Annotated in this window: 21 protein-coding genes and 1 tRNA gene; 11 read left to right on the forward strand and 11 right to left on the reverse strand. The window is 41.5% G+C overall.

The genetic code is table 11. The features are described 5' to 3' along the window. Positions 1-63: 63 nt before the first annotated feature. Positions 64-840, forward strand: coding sequence for a hypothetical protein (locus tag BST97_RS09275; protein ID WP_157111583.1), 777 nt, complete (start codon positions 64-66; stop codon positions 838-840). A 24-nt stretch (positions 841-864) separates the two neighbouring features. Here the strand turns inward: BST97_RS09275 and BST97_RS09280 are convergent. Then, positions 865-936 (reverse strand) — tRNA-Arg (locus BST97_RS09280). 143 nt (positions 937-1079) lie between these two features. Here BST97_RS09280 and BST97_RS09285 point away from each other — a divergent pair. Together BST97_RS09285 and recJ are read left to right on the forward strand one after the other, a co-directional pair. Then, positions 1080-2030 carry a mechanosensitive ion channel family protein gene (locus BST97_RS09285; protein WP_085766974.1) on the forward strand — a complete coding sequence of 317 codons (951 nt, stop codon included), beginning with the start codon at positions 1080-1082 and terminating at the stop codon, positions 2028-2030. 23 nt (positions 2031-2053) lie between these two features. Next, positions 2054-3757: a single-stranded-DNA-specific exonuclease RecJ gene (gene recJ, locus BST97_RS09290; protein ID WP_085766975.1), complete on the forward strand. Its 1704-nt coding sequence runs from the start codon at positions 2054-2056 to the stop codon at positions 3755-3757. 239 nt (positions 3758-3996) lie between these two features. Here the strand turns inward: recJ and BST97_RS09295 are convergent, their stop codons facing one another. After that, on the reverse strand, positions 3997-4245 hold the full coding sequence (locus tag BST97_RS09295) for a hypothetical protein (RefSeq protein WP_085766976.1): 249 nt from the start codon (positions 4243-4245) through the stop codon (positions 3997-3999). Between the two features lie 251 nt (positions 4246-4496). Between BST97_RS09295 and BST97_RS09300 the strand changes: the two genes are divergently transcribed. Both BST97_RS09300 and BST97_RS09305 read left to right on the forward strand, forming a co-directional pair. Continuing rightward, positions 4497-4850 (forward strand): DUF6686 family protein, encoded by a 354-nt coding sequence (locus tag BST97_RS09300; protein ID WP_085766977.1) that lies wholly within the window; start codon positions 4497-4499, stop codon positions 4848-4850. A gap of 75 nt (positions 4851-4925) precedes the next feature. After that, positions 4926-5747, forward strand: coding sequence for a universal stress protein (locus BST97_RS09305; RefSeq protein ID WP_085766978.1), 822 nt, complete (start codon positions 4926-4928; stop codon positions 5745-5747). 61 nt (positions 5748-5808) lie between these two features. On the opposite strand, the gene BST97_RS09310 is transcribed toward BST97_RS09305, so the two are convergent. The 3 genes from BST97_RS09310 to BST97_RS09320 form a co-directional block, all read right to left on the reverse strand. Continuing rightward, positions 5809-6333 carry a thioredoxin family protein gene (locus tag BST97_RS09310; RefSeq protein ID WP_085766979.1) on the reverse strand — a complete coding sequence of 175 codons (525 nt, stop codon included), beginning with the start codon at positions 6331-6333 and terminating at the stop codon, positions 5809-5811. A gap of 77 nt (positions 6334-6410) precedes the next feature. Then, on the reverse strand, positions 6411-8003 hold the full coding sequence (locus BST97_RS09315) for a peptide MFS transporter (RefSeq protein ID WP_157111585.1): 1593 nt from the start codon (positions 8001-8003) through the stop codon (positions 6411-6413). A gap of 9 nt (positions 8004-8012) precedes the next feature. Then, positions 8013-10166, reverse strand: coding sequence for a S9 family peptidase (locus BST97_RS09320; RefSeq protein ID WP_085766981.1), 2154 nt, complete (start codon positions 10164-10166; stop codon positions 8013-8015). Between the two features lie 127 nt (positions 10167-10293). On the opposite strand from BST97_RS09320, the gene BST97_RS09325 reads away from it, so the two are divergent. Beyond that, positions 10294-11604: a hydroxymethylglutaryl-CoA reductase, degradative gene (locus tag BST97_RS09325; protein WP_085766982.1), complete on the forward strand. Its 1311-nt coding sequence runs from the start codon at positions 10294-10296 to the stop codon at positions 11602-11604. A gap of 181 nt (positions 11605-11785) precedes the next feature. On the opposite strand, the gene BST97_RS16315 is transcribed toward BST97_RS09325, so the two are convergent. The 5 genes from BST97_RS16315 to BST97_RS09350 all read right to left on the reverse strand — a co-directional run bounded on the left by BST97_RS16315 (position 11786) and on the right by BST97_RS09350 (position 16974). Next, a complete protein-coding gene (locus tag BST97_RS16315; RefSeq protein WP_317043407.1) occupies positions 11786-11917 on the reverse strand; it encodes a cupin domain-containing protein in 132 nt (43 codons plus the stop codon). Positions 11918-12119: 202 nt separating this feature from the next. Beyond that, a complete protein-coding gene (locus BST97_RS16140) occupies positions 12120-13172 on the reverse strand; it encodes a MauE/DoxX family redox-associated membrane protein (protein WP_085766983.1) in 1053 nt (350 codons plus the stop codon). Positions 13173-13232: 60 nt separating this feature from the next. Further along, positions 13233-13850, reverse strand: a complete 618-nt coding sequence (locus BST97_RS09340) for a thioredoxin family protein (protein ID WP_245833521.1) — start codon at positions 13848-13850, stop codon at positions 13233-13235. Positions 13851-13867: 17 nt separating this feature from the next. Beyond that, a complete protein-coding gene (gene gpmI / locus BST97_RS09345) occupies positions 13868-15382 on the reverse strand; it encodes a 2,3-bisphosphoglycerate-independent phosphoglycerate mutase (protein ID WP_085766984.1) in 1515 nt (504 codons plus the stop codon). 371 nt (positions 15383-15753) lie between these two features. After that, complete coding sequence (locus BST97_RS09350; RefSeq protein WP_085766985.1) at positions 15754-16974, reverse strand: BaiN/RdsA family NAD(P)/FAD-dependent oxidoreductase; 1221 nt, start codon at positions 16972-16974, stop codon at positions 15754-15756. A gap of 170 nt (positions 16975-17144) precedes the next feature. Here BST97_RS09350 and BST97_RS09360 point away from each other — a divergent pair, with 170 nt between their 5' ends. Beyond that, a complete protein-coding gene (locus BST97_RS09360; protein ID WP_157111587.1) occupies positions 17145-17675 on the forward strand; it encodes a hypothetical protein in 531 nt (176 codons plus the stop codon). A 20-nt stretch (positions 17676-17695) separates the two neighbouring features. On the opposite strand, the gene BST97_RS09365 is transcribed toward BST97_RS09360, so the two are convergent. Then, positions 17696-18568 (reverse strand): helix-turn-helix transcriptional regulator, encoded by an 873-nt coding sequence (locus tag BST97_RS09365; protein ID WP_085766988.1) that lies wholly within the window; start codon positions 18566-18568, stop codon positions 17696-17698. Between the two features lie 187 nt (positions 18569-18755). Between BST97_RS09365 and hemA the strand changes: the two genes are divergently transcribed. The 4 genes from hemA (at position 18756) to BST97_RS09385 (ending at position 21911) form a co-directional block, all read left to right on the forward strand. After that, on the forward strand, positions 18756-20006 hold the full coding sequence (hemA, locus tag BST97_RS09370; protein ID WP_085766989.1) for a glutamyl-tRNA reductase: 1251 nt from the start codon (positions 18756-18758) through the stop codon (positions 20004-20006). Positions 20007-20015: 9 nt separating this feature from the next. Beyond that, positions 20016-20987, forward strand: coding sequence for a hydroxymethylbilane synthase (gene hemC / locus BST97_RS09375; protein ID WP_085766990.1), 972 nt, complete (start codon positions 20016-20018; stop codon positions 20985-20987). A gap of 64 nt (positions 20988-21051) precedes the next feature. Next, entirely contained in the window at positions 21052-21456 is a 405-nt protein-coding gene (locus BST97_RS09380; protein WP_085766991.1) for an antitoxin Xre/MbcA/ParS toxin-binding domain-containing protein, read from the forward strand. A gap of 2 nt (positions 21457-21458) precedes the next feature. Continuing rightward, on the forward strand, positions 21459-21911 hold the full coding sequence (locus BST97_RS09385; RefSeq protein WP_085768214.1) for an RES family NAD+ phosphorylase: 453 nt from the start codon (positions 21459-21461) through the stop codon (positions 21909-21911). The last annotated feature ends 9 nt before the right edge of the window (positions 21912-21920 follow it).

The raw sequence follows: 21920 nt of genomic DNA on the forward strand, positions 1-21920 counted from the left end.
TGACATCGAGAAGCTATTGTGCCATCTTTAAAAAATCTATTTTTACAAACAATAAGCTGCCTTATGAAAGTTCACATCATCCTCATATACATTTGCTTTTGTTATTTATCATCGGCTCAAGAATTGAGTGACTATAAATACATTGAAGTTCCCAACCAGTATGAATTCCAGCACGAGCCTAATGAGTATCGATTGAATGATTTAGCCGTTTTTGAGCTGAAGAAAAAAGGTTATGAGGCGTTTAAATCAACTAGCGTTCAACCGCAGGACAAGAATATAGGAGCCTGTAATACGCTCGTCATGGATATTGAAGAGTCCGGCATTTTAAGCAGAAGTTTCATTTTGAATTTCAAAAATTGTGATGGAGAAATAGTTTACTCCACAATCAAAGGAACCGGTAGGGAAAAGGACAATCAAAAAGCTTATTTCACCGCCATGCGTGAAACCATACGTTCCATGCCAGAGGCAATTCAAGCAAAGGCTTCAACTACCGAAGTTATAGAAGCTAAAATTCCTGACTCTGCCGAAACCCAACCTATCGAAGACGATCAGCAAACAAAGTTTCCCGATGAACCCGCTACTGCAGATCGACCGGCTTTAAAGTTTGATTATGCTCAAAAGACCAATCAAGGCTATGGGATTGTTTTAAAAGAAGCAGAAGAAGTAGAAGTATACAACAATGACAAACTCATAGGATCTGGGCAAAAGTCCAGTACTGGATTTTATCTGATTGAAACCAAACAATTTAATGGTGTAGGAATCATTAAGGATGAAATTTTTATTATCGAGTATCGCGATAATGGTGAGCTTGTACGTGTGGAATTACACAAAACTTTTTGAGAACAAGGACTTTGTTGATAGTAGTAGCCTCGCAAGGAATCGAACCTTGATCTAAAGTTTAGGAAACTCTTATTCTATCCGTTGAACTACGAGGCCGTTTCTTGAACCAAATCTACAAGAAGCATCGCACATTTCCATAGCTTTGAACCGAGTGTTTTGCAATTGACCGAGACCTGATTACATCACTTTCTAAATAAAGTGATTAGTTTTACAGCTTACCTCTGCAAAAAGTTCGCATCATGAGTCGATTTCTAAAATTATTCATAGGCGCTATCTTGTTGCTAATAGCGACATTTCTGATACCTATTCTGGACTATTTAAGCGATCAAGTAGACTATGACTTCCCTATTCTTAGATCTCAACAGCGCAACATCATCATCGTAGTTTTTGCATACTTACTAATCGTAGGCATGCGCATTTTCAAAACCTACATTTTAAAGCGGTTTGACATCAATCAAGAGGACAACCTGCATGCGCGCAAAGTGTACACTCAGGTAAATGTTTTTGAGAAGATCATATTTTTTATCATCATTTTAGTGGCTGTCGGGCTTATTTTGATCTCGTTTGATAGCATACGCGAGATTGGTGTGGGGATGTTTGCCTCAGCTGGTGTAGCTGGAATCATTCTCGGTCTTTCTGCACAAAAAGTCGTGGGTGCATTGCTGGCAGGCGTGCAAATCGCGATTACCCAACCTTTCCGTATTGATGATGCGGTGGTGGTAGAAGGTGAATGGGGCTGGATCGAAGAAATCAACCTTACCTATGTGGTGGTGCGCATCTGGGATAAGCGACGCCTGGTACTGCCTTCCTCCTATTTTTTGGAAAAGCCTTTTCAGAACTGGACTAAGACCAGTGCCGATATTGTAGGAACGGTTTTTCTATACACAGATTATACGATTCCGTTTGATGCTTTACGCAAAGAACTTACTCGACTACTGGGAACCGCAGATCTTTGGGACGGGCAGACAAACGTCCTTCAGGTTACCGACTCTAATGAATCTACGGTCGAGGTACGTATTTTAGTAAGTGCACGCAACTCCCCTACTGCTTGGGATTTGCGGGTTTTCATCAGAGAAAAAATGATTACTTTCATTCAAGAAAACTACCCAGACAGCCTACCGCATACCCGCATTCTCATGAAACCCATGAAAGGTGAACAACCGGCGAGTCTTGGTTTCAAACCTGCATAAATTCTGTTGTAAATTGCAATGCTATGCGCTGGACTCTACAACCACCACCTGATCCCGAAAAGACTCAAAAATTAGCCTCAGAACTCGGTATAGACGAGAATCTGGCTGGTTTGCTGGTGCAACGTGGTGTGGACGCTTTCGCGAAAGCGAGATCCTTTTTCAGACCTTCCCTTAACGAGCTCCACGACCCTTTCTTGATGAAGGACATGGCTGCTGCGGTGAAACGCATTCTCACTGCCGTGGGCAACAACGAGAACATACTGGTTTATGGCGATTACGATGTAGATGGCACCACCAGCGTGGCGCTCATGACCACTTTTTTACAAAGTTTTTACCCCAATGTTTCCAGCTATATTCCAGACCGGTATGCAGAGGGTTATGGCGTGAGCTATCAGGGCATCGACTTTGCGCATGACAACGAGATGACTCTGATCATCGCGCTGGATTGTGGGATCAAGGCTATTGATAAGATCGCTTACGCGAAAGATAAAGGCATCGACTTTATTATCTGCGATCACCACCGTCCTGGGAAAGAAATTCCAGATGCGGTTGCCGTATTGGATCCAAAAAGAAACGACTGTAATTACCCCTATAAAGAACTCTGCGGCTGTGGTGTTGGTTTTAAGTTATGTCAAGCCATCGTACAGGAAAACGACTGGGAATTTGAAATGTTGTTGCCTTATCTGGATCTTGTGGCTACCGCTGTAGGTGCTGACATCGTACCGATCACAGGCGAAAACAGAATTTTAGCTTTTCATGGTTTGCAGGTCATCAACGATGAGACTCGTGCAGGATTCAAAGCGATTATCGACCAACTCAAAAACAAGGGTAAACTCACCATTACCGATGTGGTTTTCATCATCGCCCCACGCATCAATGCGGCTGGCCGTATGAAACATGGTTTGCACGCGGTGAATCTTCTAACCTCTACCGATATTGAACAAGCTCGCACATTTGCAGCAGAAATTGAGGCCTATAATCAGGACCGTCGAGATACGGATCGTAGCATTACCTTAGAGGCGCTCGATCAAATTACCGAAAACAGAGAGGAAGAGCGCTCTACGACCGTGGTGTATGATGAGAATTGGCATAAAGGCGTGATAGGAATCGTCGCTTCAAGGCTTACAGAAACTTATTATCGACCTACGCTGGTTTTTACTAAAAGTGGGAACAAACTTGCTGCCAGTGCGCGCAGTGTTTCAGGGTTTGATGTGTATAATGCCTTGGAGCAGTGCTCGGAATTTATCGAGCAATTTGGGGGCCATAAATATGCAGCTGGATTGACTTTGGAAGAAAGCAATTACAAACTGTTCAAGCAACGCTTTGAAGAAGTGGTTTGTGCCACTATTCAAAACCAGCATACTATTCCAGAAATTAAGATTGACGCGCGACTCCCACTGGAAGCCATTACACCTAAGTTCTACCGAATTCTAGAACAAATGGCACCTTTTGGCCCGGGTAATATGCGACCCGTATTTATGACGGAAAAGGTGGTGGACACCGGTTTTGGAAAGTGTGTAGGGGAAAGTGAAGACCACTTAAAAATCAGGGTGGCAAAGAATAAGAGTTCTAGCACTGCCTTTGATGCGATAGGCTTTAATTTAGGAAAGGATTGCGACCTGATCACCGACGGTAAGCGGTTTGATATCGCCTACTCACTAGACCTGAACGAGTGGCAAGGTGTGAGAAGTTTGCAGTTGCGGTTGAGGGGTTTGAAGAGTAGCTAATCGATATGAATTTTGTACCTTGACATGCTAACACGGATAGTTGGCATGTCATCTTCCTAAAAGCACATCAGTATTAACATGCAAAGCCTTCTTCTTGGCATTCTCGGTCGATTTTGTAATATTGATAGGTGATATTAGTGGTTAGTAATTATTAACCTACTTTGGAATAAATGTTATCGTTTCAAACAAAAAACCACGACTCGCGTCGTGGTTTAAGATATTAAAATCAAATAAATCTTCTATGCATTAACTTTTGCTGGAGCCCAGGCTTCACAAAGCATGCCTTCTGCAGCTTTTTGAGGGTGTGGGCATGATTCACTTTTAAATCTCGCGCAACTTGTACAATCGTGATCATTGTCTAGACCAGCTCGCATATTGAAGCTGTTACACGTATACTGATTGCCCACGATTACATCGTGAACAGCACATTTATTTCCTGATTGTAAGTTAGAGCAGTTCTCGCAGTTATTTCCTAATCTGATAGCCATAATTTCTGAATTTTACTCTAAGATAATAAACATAGGTGATGGAATTGTTATAAATAATTGAAAACCAACTCTTTATAAATAGAATAAATAAAAACAAGCTTTTAAGAGCCTGATAAACTGATATCAAGAAAACTATCTATAACCAATCCAAACAAAAGTTTTACATATCGTTATTTAGACTGAATAAAATTAGTTATTTTTGCACTGTCTATTTAGAACGAGATCAGATAATAAGAGTAAATAATTGAACTATGCAGTACAGCAATGTTGAAACTCACGCTCAAAATTCTTTCGGCAGCCTTAAGTTTTGTAGGGATTGTAAATGTTTCACGCTGACTTTTTCCAACTTCGAGTTCAAATTTGATCGTTCTAAACTCAAAAAATTTGCTAACTACCTCAATGATGTATGTGAGGATTACTGGCTCGATAGCGACACTGCCGAAAACAAAAAACGCCCCATCCCCATACATACCAGTCAGCAAAATCTTGTCCTGGTTTTTGACCGCAGGGAATTTGCCGCGTTGAAACAACTGGTTACAACAAATTACGCTGAAACTAAGTTTCTTAGCATTCTGGACATCGACTATCCGCTTATTCTCAATTAAAAACTTAAAACCTGACTTTTGTCAGCTGCGTGGTGATACCGTTTCTCTACTTTTACAGTAGAAAATTCAATCATCATGAAACATATTATCATTCCCGTAGACTTCTCAGCGTTCTCTGAAAACGCCTTAAAAGCTGGTGCTGTGCTGGCTCAAAAATTTGGCGCAAAACTTCACGTATTGCACATGCTGGAACTGTCTGATAGCATCATCTCGTCCTCCAGTTCCTCTGGACGTGATAACGAGATGTTATTCTTGCTGCAGCTCGCTCAGAAGCAATTTGGACCTTTTCTGGACAAAGACTACTTGAAAGGAGTTGAAGTTGAGGCAGTAGTAAAACACCACAAAGTCTATGCTGAGGTGGATAGCATTGCTAAGGACATACACGCAGATCTCATCATCATGGGCTCGCGAGGTAAATCTAGAGAAACTGGATTTTTTGGAACGGGATCAAATACGGCCCGCATGGTTAGAAACAGCGAGACGCCCGTTCTGGTCGTTAAAGAAGGTCAGGATTTCGCTTTCGCGAAAGCGGTCATAGCAACAGATCTCAGCTTGGAGAGTATTCCAGCCTATAAAAAGGCAAAGACCCTATTTGACATGCTGGACTGCGATCACGAGACGGTATATGTTAATAGGCCAGACAGCTCCTTTCTAAGCGATACCGACTTTAACGAACGCGTAGAAGAGTTTGCTCATGCTGGTGGTCCAGAGCAAGTGAAAAGCGTGAACGATTATTCCATCGAGGCGGGCGTACTGTCTTATGCTGATCAGCACGACATAGATCTAGTCGCAGTAAGCACGCACGCTCGCAAAGGTGCAGATTATTTCTTCAATGGTAGTATTGCTGAAAGTATCGCACAGCACTCAAACTTGCCAGTGCTGTCTTTCAAAATTTAGGTAGCTTATCTTATGAAATGCCGTTTTGGAAAGCAGCTCATCAGCTTTTCTGAAACGGCTTTTATCCCTGTAGCTGGTACTCAAAATCGCGCTGATAATCACGCCATTTTTTACCCGTATTGATGGACTTGTAGGTGTCATCAAGCAACATGGTAATATAGATCTCCAGCTTGCGGGAGTCCATTTTACCGGGAACGGGATTGATCATCTCACCCTTTTCATCAAAGAATACCAGAGTGGGATATTCTATAATATTAAGCAACTCGGCAAACTCGTTTTGTGAGCGGTAGTTACGTTTTTTGTTGGGATTCCCGTAGGCCTTTCCCTTGTAGATAATTTGTTCATCACCTTCTGCATTGAAGGCGACGGGATAGTAATTTTCATTAATGAACTGTGCTATTTCCGCTTTCGCGAAAGCGTGCTTCTCCATCCACTTACATACAGAACACCAGTCTGTGTAAGCCTTTAAAAGAATTTTGCGTGGTTCCTGTTTCTGAGCCTCCAGCGCATCGTTCATGGACATCCACTGCACCTGACCAAAGCACACACCCGAAAACAAAAGAAAAACAATCAAGATCTTTTTCATAATGCAAAAGTAATGGCTATCCTAGAAACAAAAAACGCACCGAAGTGGTGCGTTTTAGTAAAAATCCTAACCTAGAATTAGCGGATTCCGTGCATGAGTTTTTTCATAATAGGTGATATGAGAATTGCAAATAAACCTACAGCAATAGTTATAACACCAAAACTTGCATAAACACTTACATAGCTGTAGAGTTGAGAAAATGAATCCCCAGCAGCTTCAGCACCAGATTGAGTCATTCCAGTTACGGATTCCACAATATCACCAAAAAATCCACTAGCAAAAATGTTTTCACTGCCTTTTTCAGAGCTTGTCAATTTAGCAATTCCTCCAGCAAAGAAGTGCCCATAAAAACTACTAAGGAACCAAACACCTAGAAGAAATGAAACAAATTTAGCCGGCGAAAGTTCGGATACCTTAGACAACCCTATTGGGGATAAGAACAGTTCACCTATAGTCAAAACACCATAACCTATAACTAAATAACTCATGGGAGTAAGAGCGTTAGAATCAGCGCTCTGAGCTGATAGGGCAAAAATCAAAAACCCAAGGCCTAGCAGCGCCAGACCTATACCAAATTTAACAGGTGAGCTAGGATTTTTTCTTGCAGCACTTAATTTGGTCCACATCCAAGAAAAAGGAATAGCAAGTAATATTATAAATCCAGGGTTAATACTATTTGTTTGTGAAGCACTCAACAGCGAAAGTTCAACATTCCTATCTGCAAAAGTTGTAAGTGAACTTCCTGCCTGTTCAAAAATAGCCCAAAAAAGTGAGGCAAGAATTGTGAAATAGACGATTACAATTAAACGTCCACGTTCAACAGCACTTACGGTGGTCATGATATAAATTACCACTCCGAGAATTACAGCTGACAATAGGTAAACCAAATATGATTCGTACTCATACTGCCATACTATAATGGCAAAAATTGGCACAGCTATAAAAGATAGAACCGTAATCATGTTTCCCATGTTTAGTCCAAGTGTTTTCTTTTCATACAACTCTTGACTAGGAGGCAGTCCTATATCACCAAAAACATTATCCTTTGTTCCTCTATAAAAAAATATTAAACCAACGAGCATACCTATACCAGCTAAACCGAAACCATAATGCCAACCAAACTCCTCACCTAGATATCCACATATCAAAGGCGCTATGAAAGCTCCTAGATTTATTCCCATGTAGAAGATAGTAAAACCTGCATCACGCCTATTATCGCCCTCCTTATAAAGCCCACCTACCATCGAGGAAATATTAGGCTTAAAAAGTCCATTCCCAACAATTAATAATGCAAGTGACCCGTAAAAGAAAACTGGATGCTCGATCGAAAGAACAAAGTGACCTAATGCCATGAGAATACCACCTAGCATGATGGATTTTCTATACCCTATTAATTTATCTGCTATATAACCTCCTATCAAGGGTGTAGCATAAACTAATGAACCATAGGCTGCATAAATACCATAACTCATGGTATCATCAAATAATAGTTCCTTGGTCATGTAGAGTACCAGTAAAGCTCTCATTCCATAGAATGAAAATCTTTCCCACAATTCCGCAAAGAACAGATAAAAGAGTCCTTTTGGGTGACCAAAAGCCTGAGGTCCAATCAAGGCGTCTAATTCCTTCTCATTATCGACCACGTCATTTGTAAATTGAGTATCGTCCATATATTTAATTTATAGATTTTCTTTGATGAAGTCAGTCATCTTATTAAAAAGATGAATGCGGGTATTACCACCGTAAATACCGTGGTTTTTGTCTGGATAGATTGCCCAGTCAAATTGCTTATTGGCTTGTACCAGTGCCTCGATCATTTGCATGGTGTTTTGCACGTGAACGTTATCGTCTGCACTACCGTGGATCAATAGGTATTTCCCTTTTAGTTTCTCAACGTGGTTAATGGGACTGTTCTCGTCATAACCACTCGCGTTCTCTTGTGGAGTGGTCATATAGCGCTCAGTATAGATCGTATCGTAATACCTCCAGTTAGTCACTGGTGCAACCGCGATAGCTGTAGAGAAGGTATCTGCACCTTTCAAAATACAGTTAGAACTCATAAAACCACCGTAACTCCACCCCCATATTCCTATGCGATCAGCATCTATATAATCCATTGCACCTAACTTTTGCGCCGCGGCAATCTGGTCTTCTACTTCATATTTACCCAGCTCTTTCTGAGTGACCTTTTTGAAATCGGCTCCTTTATAGCCCGTACCACGACCGTCTACACATACGACAATGTAGCCGTCATTAGCAAGCATACTGTGCCAGTAATCATTTGCACCGTACCAGCTGTTACTCACTTGCTGTGAACCAGGACCACTGTATTGAAACATGAGCACCGGATATTCTTTTGAAGCGTCAAAATCGAGAGGCTTCATCATCCACATATTGAGGTCATTTCCATTAACTGCGATCGTACTGAACTCTTTTTCTGAAAGCTTGTACGATTCCATTTTGCTCAATAGCGCATTATTATTTTGAATCTCACGCAGTCTTTTGCCGTCCTTAGCATCATTTAACGTGTAAACTGGTGGCGTGGTAGCGCTGCTGTAGGTGTTGATATAATAAGAGAAGTCATTACTGAAAGAAGCTGAGTTGCTCCCTATCTCATTATTCAGTTTGCGCTTTTTCTTTCCTTTTAAAGAAATAGAATAGATCCCACGATTGATACTGCCATCTTCCGTGCTTTGAAAGTAAATGCGCTTTGATTTTGGATCATAGCCATAATAGCTGGTTACATCCCAATCGCCGCTTGTGATCTGACGCTTTTCCTTTCCGTCTTTATCGTAAAGATATATGTGGCGGTAATTATCCTTTTCACTCGTCCACAAGAAGCTTCCATCTTCTAAAAAAGTAAGGTCATCGGTTACATCTACATAAGCGGCGTCTTCTTCGGTAAAGGCAATTTCTGCATTACCATCCTGATCTACATAATAGAAGTCCAGTACATTTTGGTGACGATTCAAAACCTGCGCAGCTAGGCGGCCATCAGGATTGTAGTTGATTCTCGCTACGTAAAACTCTTCGTTGCGATTGAGGTTTATTTCTTTACGCTTTCGCGAAAGCAAATCATAAACATGCAACCCGACCACGGCATTCTTCTCTCCAGCCTTAGGATATTTGAACACGTAGGGATACTGATAAAGATCACTGCCGTAAACATCCATGGAAAATTCTGGAACCTCACTCTCGTCAAAAGAAAGAAAAGCAATCTGTTTGCTGTCTGGACTCCATTGATAGGCGCGCACGATGGCAAATTCCTCTTCATAAACCCAGTCGCTCACACCGTTGATCAATTTATTGATCTCCCCATCGTTTGTTGCCTGAACAGTGTTCCCGCTCTGCAAGTCTTTGTAATAGAGATTGTTCTCGTAAACATAAGCAACCCTTTTACCGTCTGGTGAGAATGCTGCGCTGCGCACCAGATTATCACTTAGTTGAGTGAGCTTTTTAGTTTTGAGGTCATAAATATGAACCATGGAATTAGCACTGCGCCTAAAAATGGGCTGACGTTGCGATACGATCATGATTTGTTGCTCATCATCACTCAGGCTGTAGTTTCTTATGGGCAATTCCAGCTCAGAACTGCTTACCAGCGTACCCGTTTTCTCACCGGTCAGGTAACTGTATTTATCAATGGATTGGGTACGGTCTGCGTTGTAGTTTAAAACGAGGTATTCTTTTCCATTGTTCATGGATCGTAGCGATTGCAATCCCTGCGTGCGGAACTCACCAGTATAAATATCCTCTACCGTAATATTCTTTTGTGCGATCAGCAAAGCTTGAACCAGCAGAAAACACAAAAAAATGACGCTCTTTTTATTCATTTAATGATTTTATAACGTAGGATGCCAATTTTACTAAAAAAAAGCCAATATACCGCTGCTTTCAGCTAGAAATGCAAGCACATCTTCAAGGTCTGACTTTGTATCTTTACCCTTTAAAGTAAACTGTATGTCCACCACCGTTACCGGTTTTTCAAAACTCAACAAGCCCCAAAAAATAGACTGGCTCACAAAAAACCTGCTTCAGGGTGATTTAAATGCCCGCAAAATGCTGGAACAGTACTGGAATGATGACCAGAAACTGCAGGATTTGCACGACAGCTTTAGTGAGAATACGATTTCAAACTTCTACCTTCCTTTTGGACTGGCTCCCAACTTCATCATCGACGGTGAAGTCTACACGATCCCCATGGCGATCGAGGAAAGCAGCGTGGTGGCCGCGGCGAGCAAGGCAGCCAAGTTTTGGCAGGATCGAGGCGGCTTCAAAACAGAAATAAAAGGCACAACCAAGGTAGGTCAAGTGCACCTCACCTATGATGGCCTGACAAGTGAGATGGAAGCTTTTTACGCTTTCGCGAAAGCGGAACTCCTACAATCTACTGAAACCATAAACGGCAGCATGAAATCTAGAGGAGGCGGTTTGCTCACGCTGGAACTGGTGGACAAAACCAAAAGCATCGCAGGCTACTACCAGCTTCACGCAACATTTGACACGCGTGACGCGATGGGTGCCAACTACATCAACACCATGCTGGAGCAGTTTGCCACCACCTTGCGCACCAAAGCTCGGGAATATCAAGGATTTTCTGCCGCGCCACCAGAAGTTGTGATGAGCATCTTGAGTAATTACGTACCAGATTGCACAGTAAAAGCCAGCGTTTCTTGTACGTTTGAGGAGTTGGGAATCATTAATGGGGTTTATGGGACTAATTTTGCCAGAAAATTTGTGCGCGCAGTAAAAATCGCTACCGAAGAGCCTTACCGCGCTGTGACGCACAATAAAGGAATCATGAACGGGATCGATGCGGTGGTCATCGCGACTGGTAACGATTTTAGAGCCGTGGAAGCTGGGGTTCATGCCTACGCCGCTCGTGATGGTCAGTACCGATCGCTTACCAGCGCTAGAATTGACGGCGACACGTTCATTTTTGAAGGAGAGTTCCCGCTGGCACTGGGAACGGTTGGCGGCTTGACTTCTCTACATCCCTTATCAAAACTGGCTTTACAGATCTTGGGACAACCCGATGCCAGGGATCTAATGCGCATCACGGCGGTTTGCGGACTGGCTCAAAATTTTGCAGCGTTACATTCTCTAGTCACCTCAGGAATTCAGGCGGGTCACATGAAAATGCACCTGACTAACATGCTGGAACAGATAGGAGCAAATGAAGCAGAAAAAGAACAACTAAGAGCTGCATTTACCGAACGCACGCCCAGCTTTTCTGCGCTGAGAGATGCGCTCGAGGAGTTGAGAAATTAAATCCTGTTTTATCATGCTGGAGGGGCAGAGCGACTCCCTTACAGCTGTCGGGACAGCATCTCTTATTTCATGACTAAAGGTATTTAAAAAATGGAGATATTGAGATGGAGACTCTGTCCCGATAATTATCGGGAAGCTCCCATCGTCGCGTTCAGAGTGAATTTTTTTTAAGAAGTATCAGCTAAATCCAATTCAGCTGATCTTTAGTCAATTCATATTGCACATCGCCTGTATGCTTGATTTTTGCTGGCTCAAAGAGTAAAACATGAACGTCTTCTCTGGCAACTGGTTTGTGTTTCACTCCTTTAGGCACGATGGAAATATTACCCTCGTTGAGTTCGATCTTATTATCTCATAATTTCATGCTCAACTGGCCTGTGATGACCATGAATAATTCATCCTCATTTTCATGAGCATGCCACACAAACTCTCCTTTGAGCTTGGCAAGCTTGACCTGCTGACCGTTTAGTTCTCCAATGATTTTAGGAGTCCACTGCTCAGTGAAAAGACTGAATTTATCTTGAAGGTTTACTTAGTTCATGATTTGGTTTTATTGTTACTTGTGTGCCGTATTTGACCTCTATATTTCTTGCTATACGTTCAAAAACCCAAATCTCTGGACTTACAGCAAGAGCTCTTTCCTGAATACTGTAAAACATAGGATTCAGAATCGATTCATTTTCTCTCATGCTTTTATCATAATCCTGAAAAAGTGGTAATTTTTTATTGATCTTAAAGTCTGGCGCGTACCAATTACCCGAATAAAGCTTATATCCTAGATTATCAGGAAGTACATCTACGTAACTGAGAGCGGGTACTACAAACAGCAATATAGCCAGCGTTTTAAGCTTGGGGGTTAGACTTTCGCCATAGAAAGAAACACTAGATCTGAAAAGAAATACAAGCACGGCCATCATTGCGAAATTCCAAGGATACACAATAGCATTCCAGTTCCATTTAAATGGACTTAATTTCCACAGCAAAACCACATGCATAAAGATCAAAAGTGTGCAAGCCAGTTTTCGAGTTCTTTTGAATAAGAGGAGCAGCCCAAACATAATTTCACTGGCAGCAACCAGATAGCCTATACCCTTAGAAGGTTGAAATGGTAAAGAATGAAACCAGACTAGTGGTAAAATACGCTCATGAAACTGATCATTAAATTTATTGAGTCCACTAAATAAATACACAGTTACCAACAGCACGATGAGGCCTTTCTCGAGCTGCCCTGGATCATTCCTGAACACATTTGCAATTAAAAACAAACTCAGATAACAAATGAAATAAGGAGTAAGTCTACTGACGTCTAGCAAACAAAAAACCGTAAATATGATAAGAGTACCAGCAAACCATAATTTGCCTTTTTTTACGGTAAGGAAAAGTCCTAACGGCATCAACATCGTTATTACACCGATGATAAGATTAACGCTAGAATTAAAGGCTCCCATCAAAGAAACCGTTAGCACATCGTCTTGAAATAAAAAGGCTTTGTAACCAATGGCAAAGGTCGCCAACCAGCAAAGCAGAACAGCGAGTTCGAAAAATGTATTACGGGCAAAAGTCTTCATCTGTCATACAAAAAAAGGGAAGTTTTCACTTCCCTCCTTTTCGATTATAAAATTATACTTCTAATTTTCATATGAGTGTTTGTACTCTTGTCCTGAAACAATCTTTAAAATATCTTTTTCCAAAGACTCTCTAGGACGTTCTACATAACGCCCTATTTCCTCACCATCTTTATAAAAAATAAAGGTAGGCACTCTCATGATATTGTAGCCCGAAACAAGATCTTCTGGTTTTCTTTTAGAACGATCTACGGTGATCATGGTTAAATCGTCCAGATCATAATTGGCTTGATCCAATAACTTGTAGAATTTAGGTGTCTCTCTTTTGGAATCACCACACCAGGTTCCCATATAAGCTCTTATCTCAACACCTTCAAGATTTTCCTCTATAGCACTTACTATTTCAGCATCTGGATTGTAGCTATCATAACGAGGCGTAAACCAAGTAGCAAAAGGCTGATACATAAAAGCCGATTTGTTCTGGATCCCACTTAAGTTTCCTGAAGCGTCTTTCTGTGCTGGCAAATCCATATTCTTAGGTGGTTTGGGAGGTGCGGGAGGCACAGGTTGTTGATTGCGGGTTTGTTCCATGCGTGGCGTTGTTGCTGAGGTCGTTTTCTCCTGGGTTCCACATCCTACAACAGCCGCTGCGGCAAGTATCATCAAAATTTTCTTCATCATTTTTTCATTTAGAAGGACTAAAGTAAAGGTTTTTGCGTCATCTCCTCGGGTTGTTGTATTCCCATTAACTTTAAAATCGTAGGTGCAATATCTCCCAAAATCCCATCTTTCACCTGTTTCAATTCTTTATCAACCAGAATAATAGGTACTGGATTAGTCGTGTGAGCCGTATTCATACTCCCATCAGGATTCTTCATTACCTCACAGTTTCCATGATCTGCGATCACGATGACGCTATACTCATTTTCTTGAGCAGCGGTAATCACTTTCTTGGCTGCCGTATCCACTGCTTCACAGGCAGCTACAGCCGCTTCCATAGATCCTGTATGACCTACCATGTCGGGATTGGCAAAATTGAGACAGATAAAATCTGCGGCATGTTCATTGATTTTAGGGACGATGCTGTCTGCAACGCAGTCTATACTCATTTCAGGTTGCAAATCGTAAGTAGCTACTTTGGGCGAGTTGCACATGATTCGATTCTCACCGCTGAAAGGATCTTCCTGACCTCCATTAAAAAAGAAAGTCACGTGCGGATATTTCTCCGTTTCTGCAATACGTATCTGCCTTTTACCGGCTTTAGAGAGTACCTCGCCAAGAGTATTTTTAAGATTGTCTTTTTCAAAAATCACTTGAATTCCCTCAAAACTGTCATCATATTTGGTCATCGTTACGTAATGCAGATCTAACTTGTGGGTATTTTGCTCGTGGTAATCATTTTGCGACAGCATTTGTGTCAGCTCACGGCCGCGATCTGTACGGTAATTAAAGAAGATCACCACATCACCATCTTCTATAGTTGCAACAGGTTCTGAACCGTTGAGCACCACAATAGGCTCGATAAATTCATCGGTTTTACCATCATCATAACTTTTTTGAATGCTCGCTACGGCATCATGAGTAGGCGCACCCAGGCCATTTACGATTAGATTGTATGCTTTTGCCACACGTTCCCAGCGTTGGTCCCGATCCATGGCATAATAGCGCCCTACTACGCTCGCGAGCTGGGCGTGAGATCCCTTCATGTGACTTTCAAGATCTTGAATAAATCCCTTTCCAGATTTAGGGTCTACATCACGACCGTCAGTAAACGCATGAACTAATACATTTTGAACTCCCGCATTTTCTGCAACGTCGAGCAAAGCTTTGAGATGGTTTATATGAGCATGAACACCACCGTCTGAGACTAAGCCTAAGAAGTGGATTTTTTTTGATTCCGCTTTCGCGAAAGCGAGAGCCTCCTCCAGCACCTTCTCATTTTTAAGCGTATTCTCCTTAACAGCTTTGTTGATTTTAGCCAGATCCTGATAAACGATACGACCGGCACCGAGGTTCATGTGACCTACCTCGCTGTTCCCCATTTGCCCCTCTGGAAGACCTACGTTCTCACCGTCAGTGCGCAACGTGGCATGTGGATATTTCTCATAAAGCGAGTCAATGAAAGGAGTATTCGCCTGTGCGATGGCACTTACTTCTGGATCTTGCGTAATTCCCCAGCCATCGAGGATCATTAAAATGGTTTTCTTGTTCAAGGTGATATTTTTTGAATTTCACAAATTACGAAAAATGACCTAAGAAGACTCTCAAATGTGCAAAAAGCCCTACAGATTTTCACGAAACCGATTGAGAGATTGAAAGATTTTCAAAACATGCCAAGCCCAAAACTTGGCATGTTAGCGTTGGAGATTTTTTTTTGCAGCTGACATGCAAACTATTTGTATTGACATCTCTCTATACAATGGACAGATTTATAAATTTTGCAGACAGCTTTCATATTTCTCGTTATCAACCAAACATGCCAAGACCAAAACTTGGCATGTTAGTGTTGGAGATTTTTTTTTGTAGCTGACATGCAAACTATTTGTGTTGGCATGTCTCGACACGGAGAATGAATGTTTAAATTTTACCAAGAATTGACATCTGCAATTCTCCTAGCGATCATCCACCCTCCCGTCCAGGCATTCTGAAAATTAAAGCCGCCGGTGATGGCATCAATGTTAAGAACTTCACCAGCGAGATAGAGATTCTCATGCCTTTTTGATTCAAAATTCTTGAAATTGATTTCTTTTAAGTCCACACCGCCGGCGGTCACAAATTCTTCCTTGAAAGTACTTTTACCATTGATTTTAAATACCGAAGCGGTTAGTGTTTTGGCCAGTACCTCTAGTTTTTTATTGCTGCAATCGGCCCAAGTGGACTCAGCAAGCTCGGCGGTTTGAATTAAATATTCCCAGAGTCGTTTGGGAAGATCAAACGGTCCGTCGTTCAACACTTTTCTTTTACTGGATTTACGTTTTGCGATGAGGGTTTGATAGCATATTGCCTGATCGATATGGTTCAACCAATTGATCACAAGATCAAATTTGTAATCCACTTCATTCAATTTATGGGCTCCCCAAGCGCTCATTTTTAAGATCGCAGGGCCTGAAAAACCCCAGTGAGTAATTAACAACGGCCCGCTGGATTCCAGTTTAAGAAGTGGCACTTCAACACGTGCTTCTAAAGAGATACCAGCCAGTTCCATCAATTTTTTATCAACGGCATTGAATGTAAATAGTGAGGGAACTGCTGGAGAAACTGTATGGCCTAAGATTTCCATCATTTCCCAAACTTTGGGATTGCTGCCTGCGGTTACGACAAGATTTTTGGCTTGATAAACCTTAGACTTAGTCGAGACCTCCCATAATTGATCTTCTTTTGAAATCGAGATGACGTTTTCGCTTGTTTTTATTTGAATTTTATGCTTTCGCGAAAGCGATAAAAAACAATCAATAATCGATTGTGATGAGTCTGAAACTGGGAACATGCGCCCATCATCTTCAATTTTAAGTTCTACGCCCCTATCCTCAAACCAGGACACCGTGTCACCCGTCATGAAGGTGTGAAATGGGCCAAGTAATTCCCGCTCCCCACGTGGATAGTTAGTTGACAGGCTGCGTGGCTCAAAATCGGCATGGGTGACGTTGCAACGGCCACCGCCAGAAATGCGTACTTTTTGTAAAACCTCTTTGCCGCGTTCCAAGATGGCAATGGAGTGATTCTGAGTTTGCTCAGCGAGATTTATAGCTGTAAAGAAACCGGCCGCTCCACCGCCTATGATGAGGGTGTCGAAAAAATCAGTCATTATTTTTGGAAGGATAATTACGTTTCTCAACAAAGTTGCGATTATTTTCTTGTTGTTTAAAAGAGTATCTAAAACAGTTTAGTTTAAGATTTTCAGCGGTAATAAATAAAAGTACCTTTGGCACTAAACATGCACTTAAGCAGTTACTCATTAAGTAATAAGAACCAATAATGAAGACCATATTTTTTGTCACCATACTGCTTTTGCAATTCACCTTAACAGCTCAAAATCCAGAACGGAACTCACTTTGTGAAGATATCCTGAGTTCCAGAATGGAGTTTCTCGTAGACGGCTCCTTCAATAGCGAGAAGGCATTAGAGAGACACCTCTCCCGACTCAAGGAATGCGGTCTTGATGATTATGACGTGCAGTTCTTCAGCAATATGAATTACATGTCGGGTATCTTACGTAAACTCACTCAGGTTAAACCTATTGAGCGATTACTTTACGGAGATCTTTTGAAACAATTAGAAAGTGCCATGGCTACGGAGCGCTATCAGAAACTGAAGAGCGACACCCTCAAAAGTGAGGAATTAGGCGAGCGCGTAGGAACTGAGCAGACTTGGAAAAAAGACAAATTCCTATTTGAAGAACTCGGAGCTTCTCAACGCATTATCGAAGCCGTAGGCAGCTATTTGCGAGAAAATCCCAACAACCAAAAAACCTATCGGGAAATTCTGGAATTTATCCAAAAAAACTGAATCTAGCTCGCTATCACGATTTAACGATCAGAAAGGTATTTTTTAGGAGTGGTTCCGTACTTCTTCTTAAAAGCACTTATAAAATGACTGCCCGTACTGTAGCCTACCTTCAGGCCTACCTCGTTGACATTGTATTTACCGCTGTCTAGTAACTGGCGGGCGTAATCCATTTTGTGATCGAGCGCAAAGCCATGAACCGTATCACCGTATACCTCTTTAAATCCTTCTTTGAGTTTCTTGAGCGAGAGGCCTATTTCAGTTGCAAGATCATTGAGTGATGGTGGATCGATCATGCGCTCGACAACAATCTCCTTGGCTTTTTTGATTTTACGCATGTTCTCTTCGTCAGCAAGGAAAGGACAGGCGTCAAGATTAGCGTCTTCCTCTTTGTTGAAATATAGCGATAACAGCTCATAGGATTTCCCCTTGAAATACAGCTGTTTAATCGCATCATTAAGATTGTAATTCATCAATTGATGCAGCGCTACAGCCATTGCCGGAGAAATTTTACCGTCCATGTAATACTTCTTACCTTTATTCTCTTCACTCAAGAAACTCACATGATCGGCATCTTGAGAGAATAGACTGTGAAATTTAGTTATGGAAACCAGAACGGTGATCATCCAGGTGTTTTTCTGGAGCGTGAGATCCATGGGTAGCCCACGCGAGGGGTTGTAAAGCAAATAAGAGTTTTGTTCATCCAGCTGCAGCTTGTAACTGCCCTCATTAAAGGCCAGTTGCACGGATCCCTTCATACAAAAATGGAACTGTAAATATTTGGAATCTACCTCATTATAGAATTTAGAAGCCTTGTCATCAGTCTTGAACCTGATCACTTGAAAACCCTTCTCAATAGTCGTGATTTCACCAGCACTTTTTGCGATACTTTCCATATTAAATTTTATTTAAAACGACTCTAAATAATGATGATTCCGCTTTCGCGAAAGCGAGACATCTACCACCACTACTGCTCTACCCTCATTTGAAAGCAAAAATAGCCTATTGCGACGAAAATGGAACTGATGGCGTTATTTTTATACTGCTATTAACTTTAATTTTGCGCACGATCGATGTAGAAGTATGGGATCAAATCATTCTAAAAATCAATCTTTTTACTGCATAGGAATTTCCTACCGCAAAGCAGATGCTGAGCTGAGAGGTCATTTTTCCCTAAGTGAAGATGCGATCCATAACCTGATTCTACAAGCAAAGAATGAAGAAATCAATTCTCTTGCAGCCATTTCCACTTGCAACCGTACCGAGATCTATGCCTTTGCCGAAAGTGAAGATCACCTCATGCAGCTTTTATGCGCTCACTCTCATGGAAGCATGGAGGAACTGAAAAACATTGTTTCCGTCTATAAATGTGAACAAGCTATCGATCATCTCTTTAAGGTAGGTACGGGACTTGACAGTCAGATTCTAGGCGATTTTGAGATCATAGGTCAACTGAAAAAAGCATTCAAGCAGGCTAAAGGCCTCAAAATGCTGAATGCCTACATGGAGCGGTTGATTAACGCCGTAATTCAAGCCAGCAAACGCATTAAAACCGAAACTAACTTGAGTAGCGGTGCGACCTCAGTGAGTTTTGCGAGTGTTCAATATATTTTAGAGAACTACGGTAGGCAGTCGCTGGATATCTTGTTGTTCGGTACGGGTAAGATAGGACGCAATACCTGTGAAAATCTGGTAAAACATACCAGTAATAAAAACATCACCCTCATCAACCGCACAAAGGATAAAGCTGAACGTGTCGCAGGTCGTTTTAATCTTGAAGTGAAAGATTATGCACAGCTCGAGGTTCAGATCGCTCAAAGTGATGTTCTCATCGTTGCAACCGGAGCTCAAAATCCTACCGTGAGTAAAGAACTAATCGTTACACAACGACCGCTGTTGATTTTAGATCTTTCCATTCCTAAAAATGTTAAGGAAAACGTGAGAGAACTGGATAATGTAACTCTCGTACACCTGGATGAGCTATCTCAAATTACGGCACAAACAATGAGTGATCGCGAGGTTTTCATCCCTCAGGCTAAAGAAATCATCGATGAGATAAAAGCCGATTTTCAAATGTGGGAACGTTCCAGAGAATTTGCACCTACTATGCAGGCTCTCAAATTTAAACTTGCCATTCTCAAAGACGCTGAGATAAAGAGCAATCGCACCAAATTTGAAAACTTTAATCAAGAACAGGTAGATGCTATTTCTGACCGGATCATTCAAAAAATCGCCGGCCATTTTGCTAACCACCTGCGTAAAGAAGATGAAAACACAGAGGAGACTCTGGATTTATTGAACAAGATCTTCAAGCTTGACAGCGTCGCCAGCTAAAATTATTCCATGACCATAAGAATAGGTACTCGAGATTCTGAACTTGCTATGTGGCAAGCCACCACTGTTCAATCGTTATTGCAAGACCTAGGTCATGAGGTGGTTTTGCATCCCGTGAAATCTCAAGGCGATCTAAATCTTACGGAACCTCTTTATGAAATGGGAATTACTGGAATTTTCACTAAAACGCTTGATGTAGCTCTTGTGAAAGGTGAGATCGATATTGCGGTACACAGCCTGAAAGATGTACCTACGCAGCTTCCAAAAGGTATGGTTCAAGCTGCGGTTTTGCCACGACATTCCCATAAGGATATTTTGGTTTATAAAAAGTCCTTCAACCCTGACGAAGACATGACTATTGCCACAGGCAGCTTGCGACGCAAAGCGCAATGGTTGAACAGTTTTAGCGCCCACAAAGTGGTCGACCTGCGTGGAAACGTGAATACCAGACTCGCTAAACTCGCTTCAAATGAAGATTGGGATGCTGCGATTTTTGCGAAAGCGGGACTGGACCGCATCGGACTATTGGGCAAACTCAAGTCTAACTATGGCTTTGAATATACTGACCTAGACAGTTTTATCCCTGCACCAGCACAAGGTGTAATGATGGTCGCTGCAATGGGAGAACATAAAGAACTCCTCAACGTCCTTTCAAAAATCAATGATTTTGATGCGCAAGTTTGCACAACTATCGAGCGTACTTTTTTAAGGACTTTAGAAGGTGGTTGCACGGCACCTATCGGCGCTATTGCGATTCATAAAGAAAATGAGGTCGATTTTAAGGCATGTTTATCCGGTCTGGATGGCAAACAGCATTTGGTCGTGAATAAGAAATGGCGATGTCCAAAATCTAGCGTAACGTCTTCTCAAAAAGATAAAATTCTTGATCAAGCGATTCTTTTTGCTGAAAACTGTGCGAAAGAACTTCTAAAAAATGGTGGTAAGGATTTGATGGCGGAGATTAAGAGGGAATTGGATTAGCATTTTTCGGTAATTTTACGCTTTTCATTCAGTAAATTTTCATATTTTAGTTGAAAAGTTCGTTATGAGTGCTATTGATATACCTCCAAAAATTTCGGATAGTCAAGTCATCAATTATGTGCGATCTGAAAGACTAGGAAGAAAACAGGTAAGACAGTTTAAAGAAATCACGCGTTCTACAGATAAGGTAATATCAGTATGGTTTAATGTAAGTGAAAAAACGTTCCAAAATTACCGCAGTTCAAATGGTAAGTTGAGTATTAATTTCAAAGAAAAACTGGTTTTGCTGATTTCGCTTTATAAACAGGGCGAAAAGGTATTTGGTTCAAAACAAGCTTTTATCGATTGGCTCGAGAAGCCCAACTTCCATTTTGATCAGAAAAAACCTGTCGATTTTTTTAACACTATTTCTGGAATTAGATATATCGAAGACAGACTTACGGGAATGGAGTATGGTGATAATGGGTGATTTTGGAAATCTATAGAATCTCACATACGCTTTATTCCAGAAAACTTTCCAGCTCTGGCGCGGCAAACCGCTGGAACTTTGATGGCGATTATGTAATCTACACGGGTTCGTCACGATCGCTTTCTACATTAGAATTGGTCGTTCATAGAAACTCGATCGTCCCGCTTCCCGATTATGAGGTGATGATCGTCTCGATAGCCGATGAAGAAAAGCTCTTTGAGCAGATCAGGATTCAGGACTTACCAGATAATTGGCGGTCGATCAAATCCTATTATAAGCTGCAGAAAATAGGCTCGGAGTGGTACAAACAAAAGAGGACGCTAGTGCTTAAAGTTCCCTCAGCCATTGTTCCTCAAGAACATAATTATATTATTAATACTGAGCATCCCGATTTTAAAGATAAGGTATCTTTAGTACGTCAGGAGGCTTACTTTTTTGATGAGCGATTGTTTTAAATCAATTGC

Source organism: Nonlabens spongiae (genome assembly GCF_002117125.1).
In the GTDB taxonomy this organism is placed as follows: Bacteria; Bacteroidota; Bacteroidia; order Flavobacteriales; family Flavobacteriaceae; genus Nonlabens; species Nonlabens spongiae.

What these genes read in the sequence shown, in the direction of transcription:
- hemC (WP_085766990.1), top strand. Translation starts at nt 20,016, where the DNA reads ATGACCATAAGAATAGGTACTCGAGATTCTGAACTTGCTATGTGGCAA.
- BST97_RS09285 (WP_085766974.1), top strand. Translation starts at nt 1,080, where the DNA reads ATGAGTCGATTTCTAAAATTATTCATAGGCGCTATCTTGTTGCTAATA.
- BST97_RS09310 (WP_085766979.1), bottom strand. Translation starts at nt 6,333, where the DNA reads ATGAAAAAGATCTTGATTGTTTTTCTTTTGTTTTCGGGTGTGTGCTTT.
- BST97_RS09365 (WP_085766988.1), bottom strand. Translation starts at nt 18,568, where the DNA reads ATGGAAAGTATCGCAAAAAGTGCTGGTGAAATCACGACTATTGAGAAG.
- BST97_RS09325 (WP_085766982.1), top strand. Translation starts at nt 10,294, where the DNA reads ATGTCCACCACCGTTACCGGTTTTTCAAAACTCAACAAGCCCCAAAAA.
- BST97_RS09340 (WP_245833521.1), bottom strand. Translation starts at nt 13,850, where the DNA reads ATGATGAAGAAAATTTTGATGATACTTGCCGCAGCGGCTGTTGTAGGA.
- BST97_RS09295 (WP_085766976.1), bottom strand. Translation starts at nt 4,245, where the DNA reads ATGGCTATCAGATTAGGAAATAACTGCGAGAACTGCTCTAACTTACAA.
- BST97_RS09320 (WP_085766981.1), bottom strand. Translation starts at nt 10,166, where the DNA reads ATGAATAAAAAGAGCGTCATTTTTTTGTGTTTTCTGCTGGTTCAAGCT.
- BST97_RS09350 (WP_085766985.1), bottom strand. Translation starts at nt 16,974, where the DNA reads ATGACTGATTTTTTCGACACCCTCATCATAGGCGGTGGAGCGGCCGGT.
- BST97_RS09300 (WP_085766977.1), top strand. Translation starts at nt 4,497, where the DNA reads ATGCAGTACAGCAATGTTGAAACTCACGCTCAAAATTCTTTCGGCAGC.
- BST97_RS09305 (WP_085766978.1), top strand. Translation starts at nt 4,926, where the DNA reads ATGAAACATATTATCATTCCCGTAGACTTCTCAGCGTTCTCTGAAAAC.
- BST97_RS09380 (WP_085766991.1), top strand. Translation starts at nt 21,052, where the DNA reads ATGAGTGCTATTGATATACCTCCAAAAATTTCGGATAGTCAAGTCATC.
- recJ (WP_085766975.1), top strand. Translation starts at nt 2,054, where the DNA reads ATGCGCTGGACTCTACAACCACCACCTGATCCCGAAAAGACTCAAAAA.
- BST97_RS09315 (WP_157111585.1), bottom strand. Translation starts at nt 8,003, where the DNA reads ATGGACGATACTCAATTTACAAATGACGTGGTCGATAATGAGAAGGAA.
- BST97_RS09275 (WP_157111583.1), top strand. Translation starts at nt 64, where the DNA reads ATGAAAGTTCACATCATCCTCATATACATTTGCTTTTGTTATTTATCA.
- BST97_RS09360 (WP_157111587.1), top strand. Translation starts at nt 17,145, where the DNA reads ATGAAGACCATATTTTTTGTCACCATACTGCTTTTGCAATTCACCTTA.
- BST97_RS16140 (WP_085766983.1), bottom strand. Translation starts at nt 13,172, where the DNA reads ATGAAGACTTTTGCCCGTAATACATTTTTCGAACTCGCTGTTCTGCTT.
- hemA (WP_085766989.1), top strand. Translation starts at nt 18,756, where the DNA reads ATGGGATCAAATCATTCTAAAAATCAATCTTTTTACTGCATAGGAATT.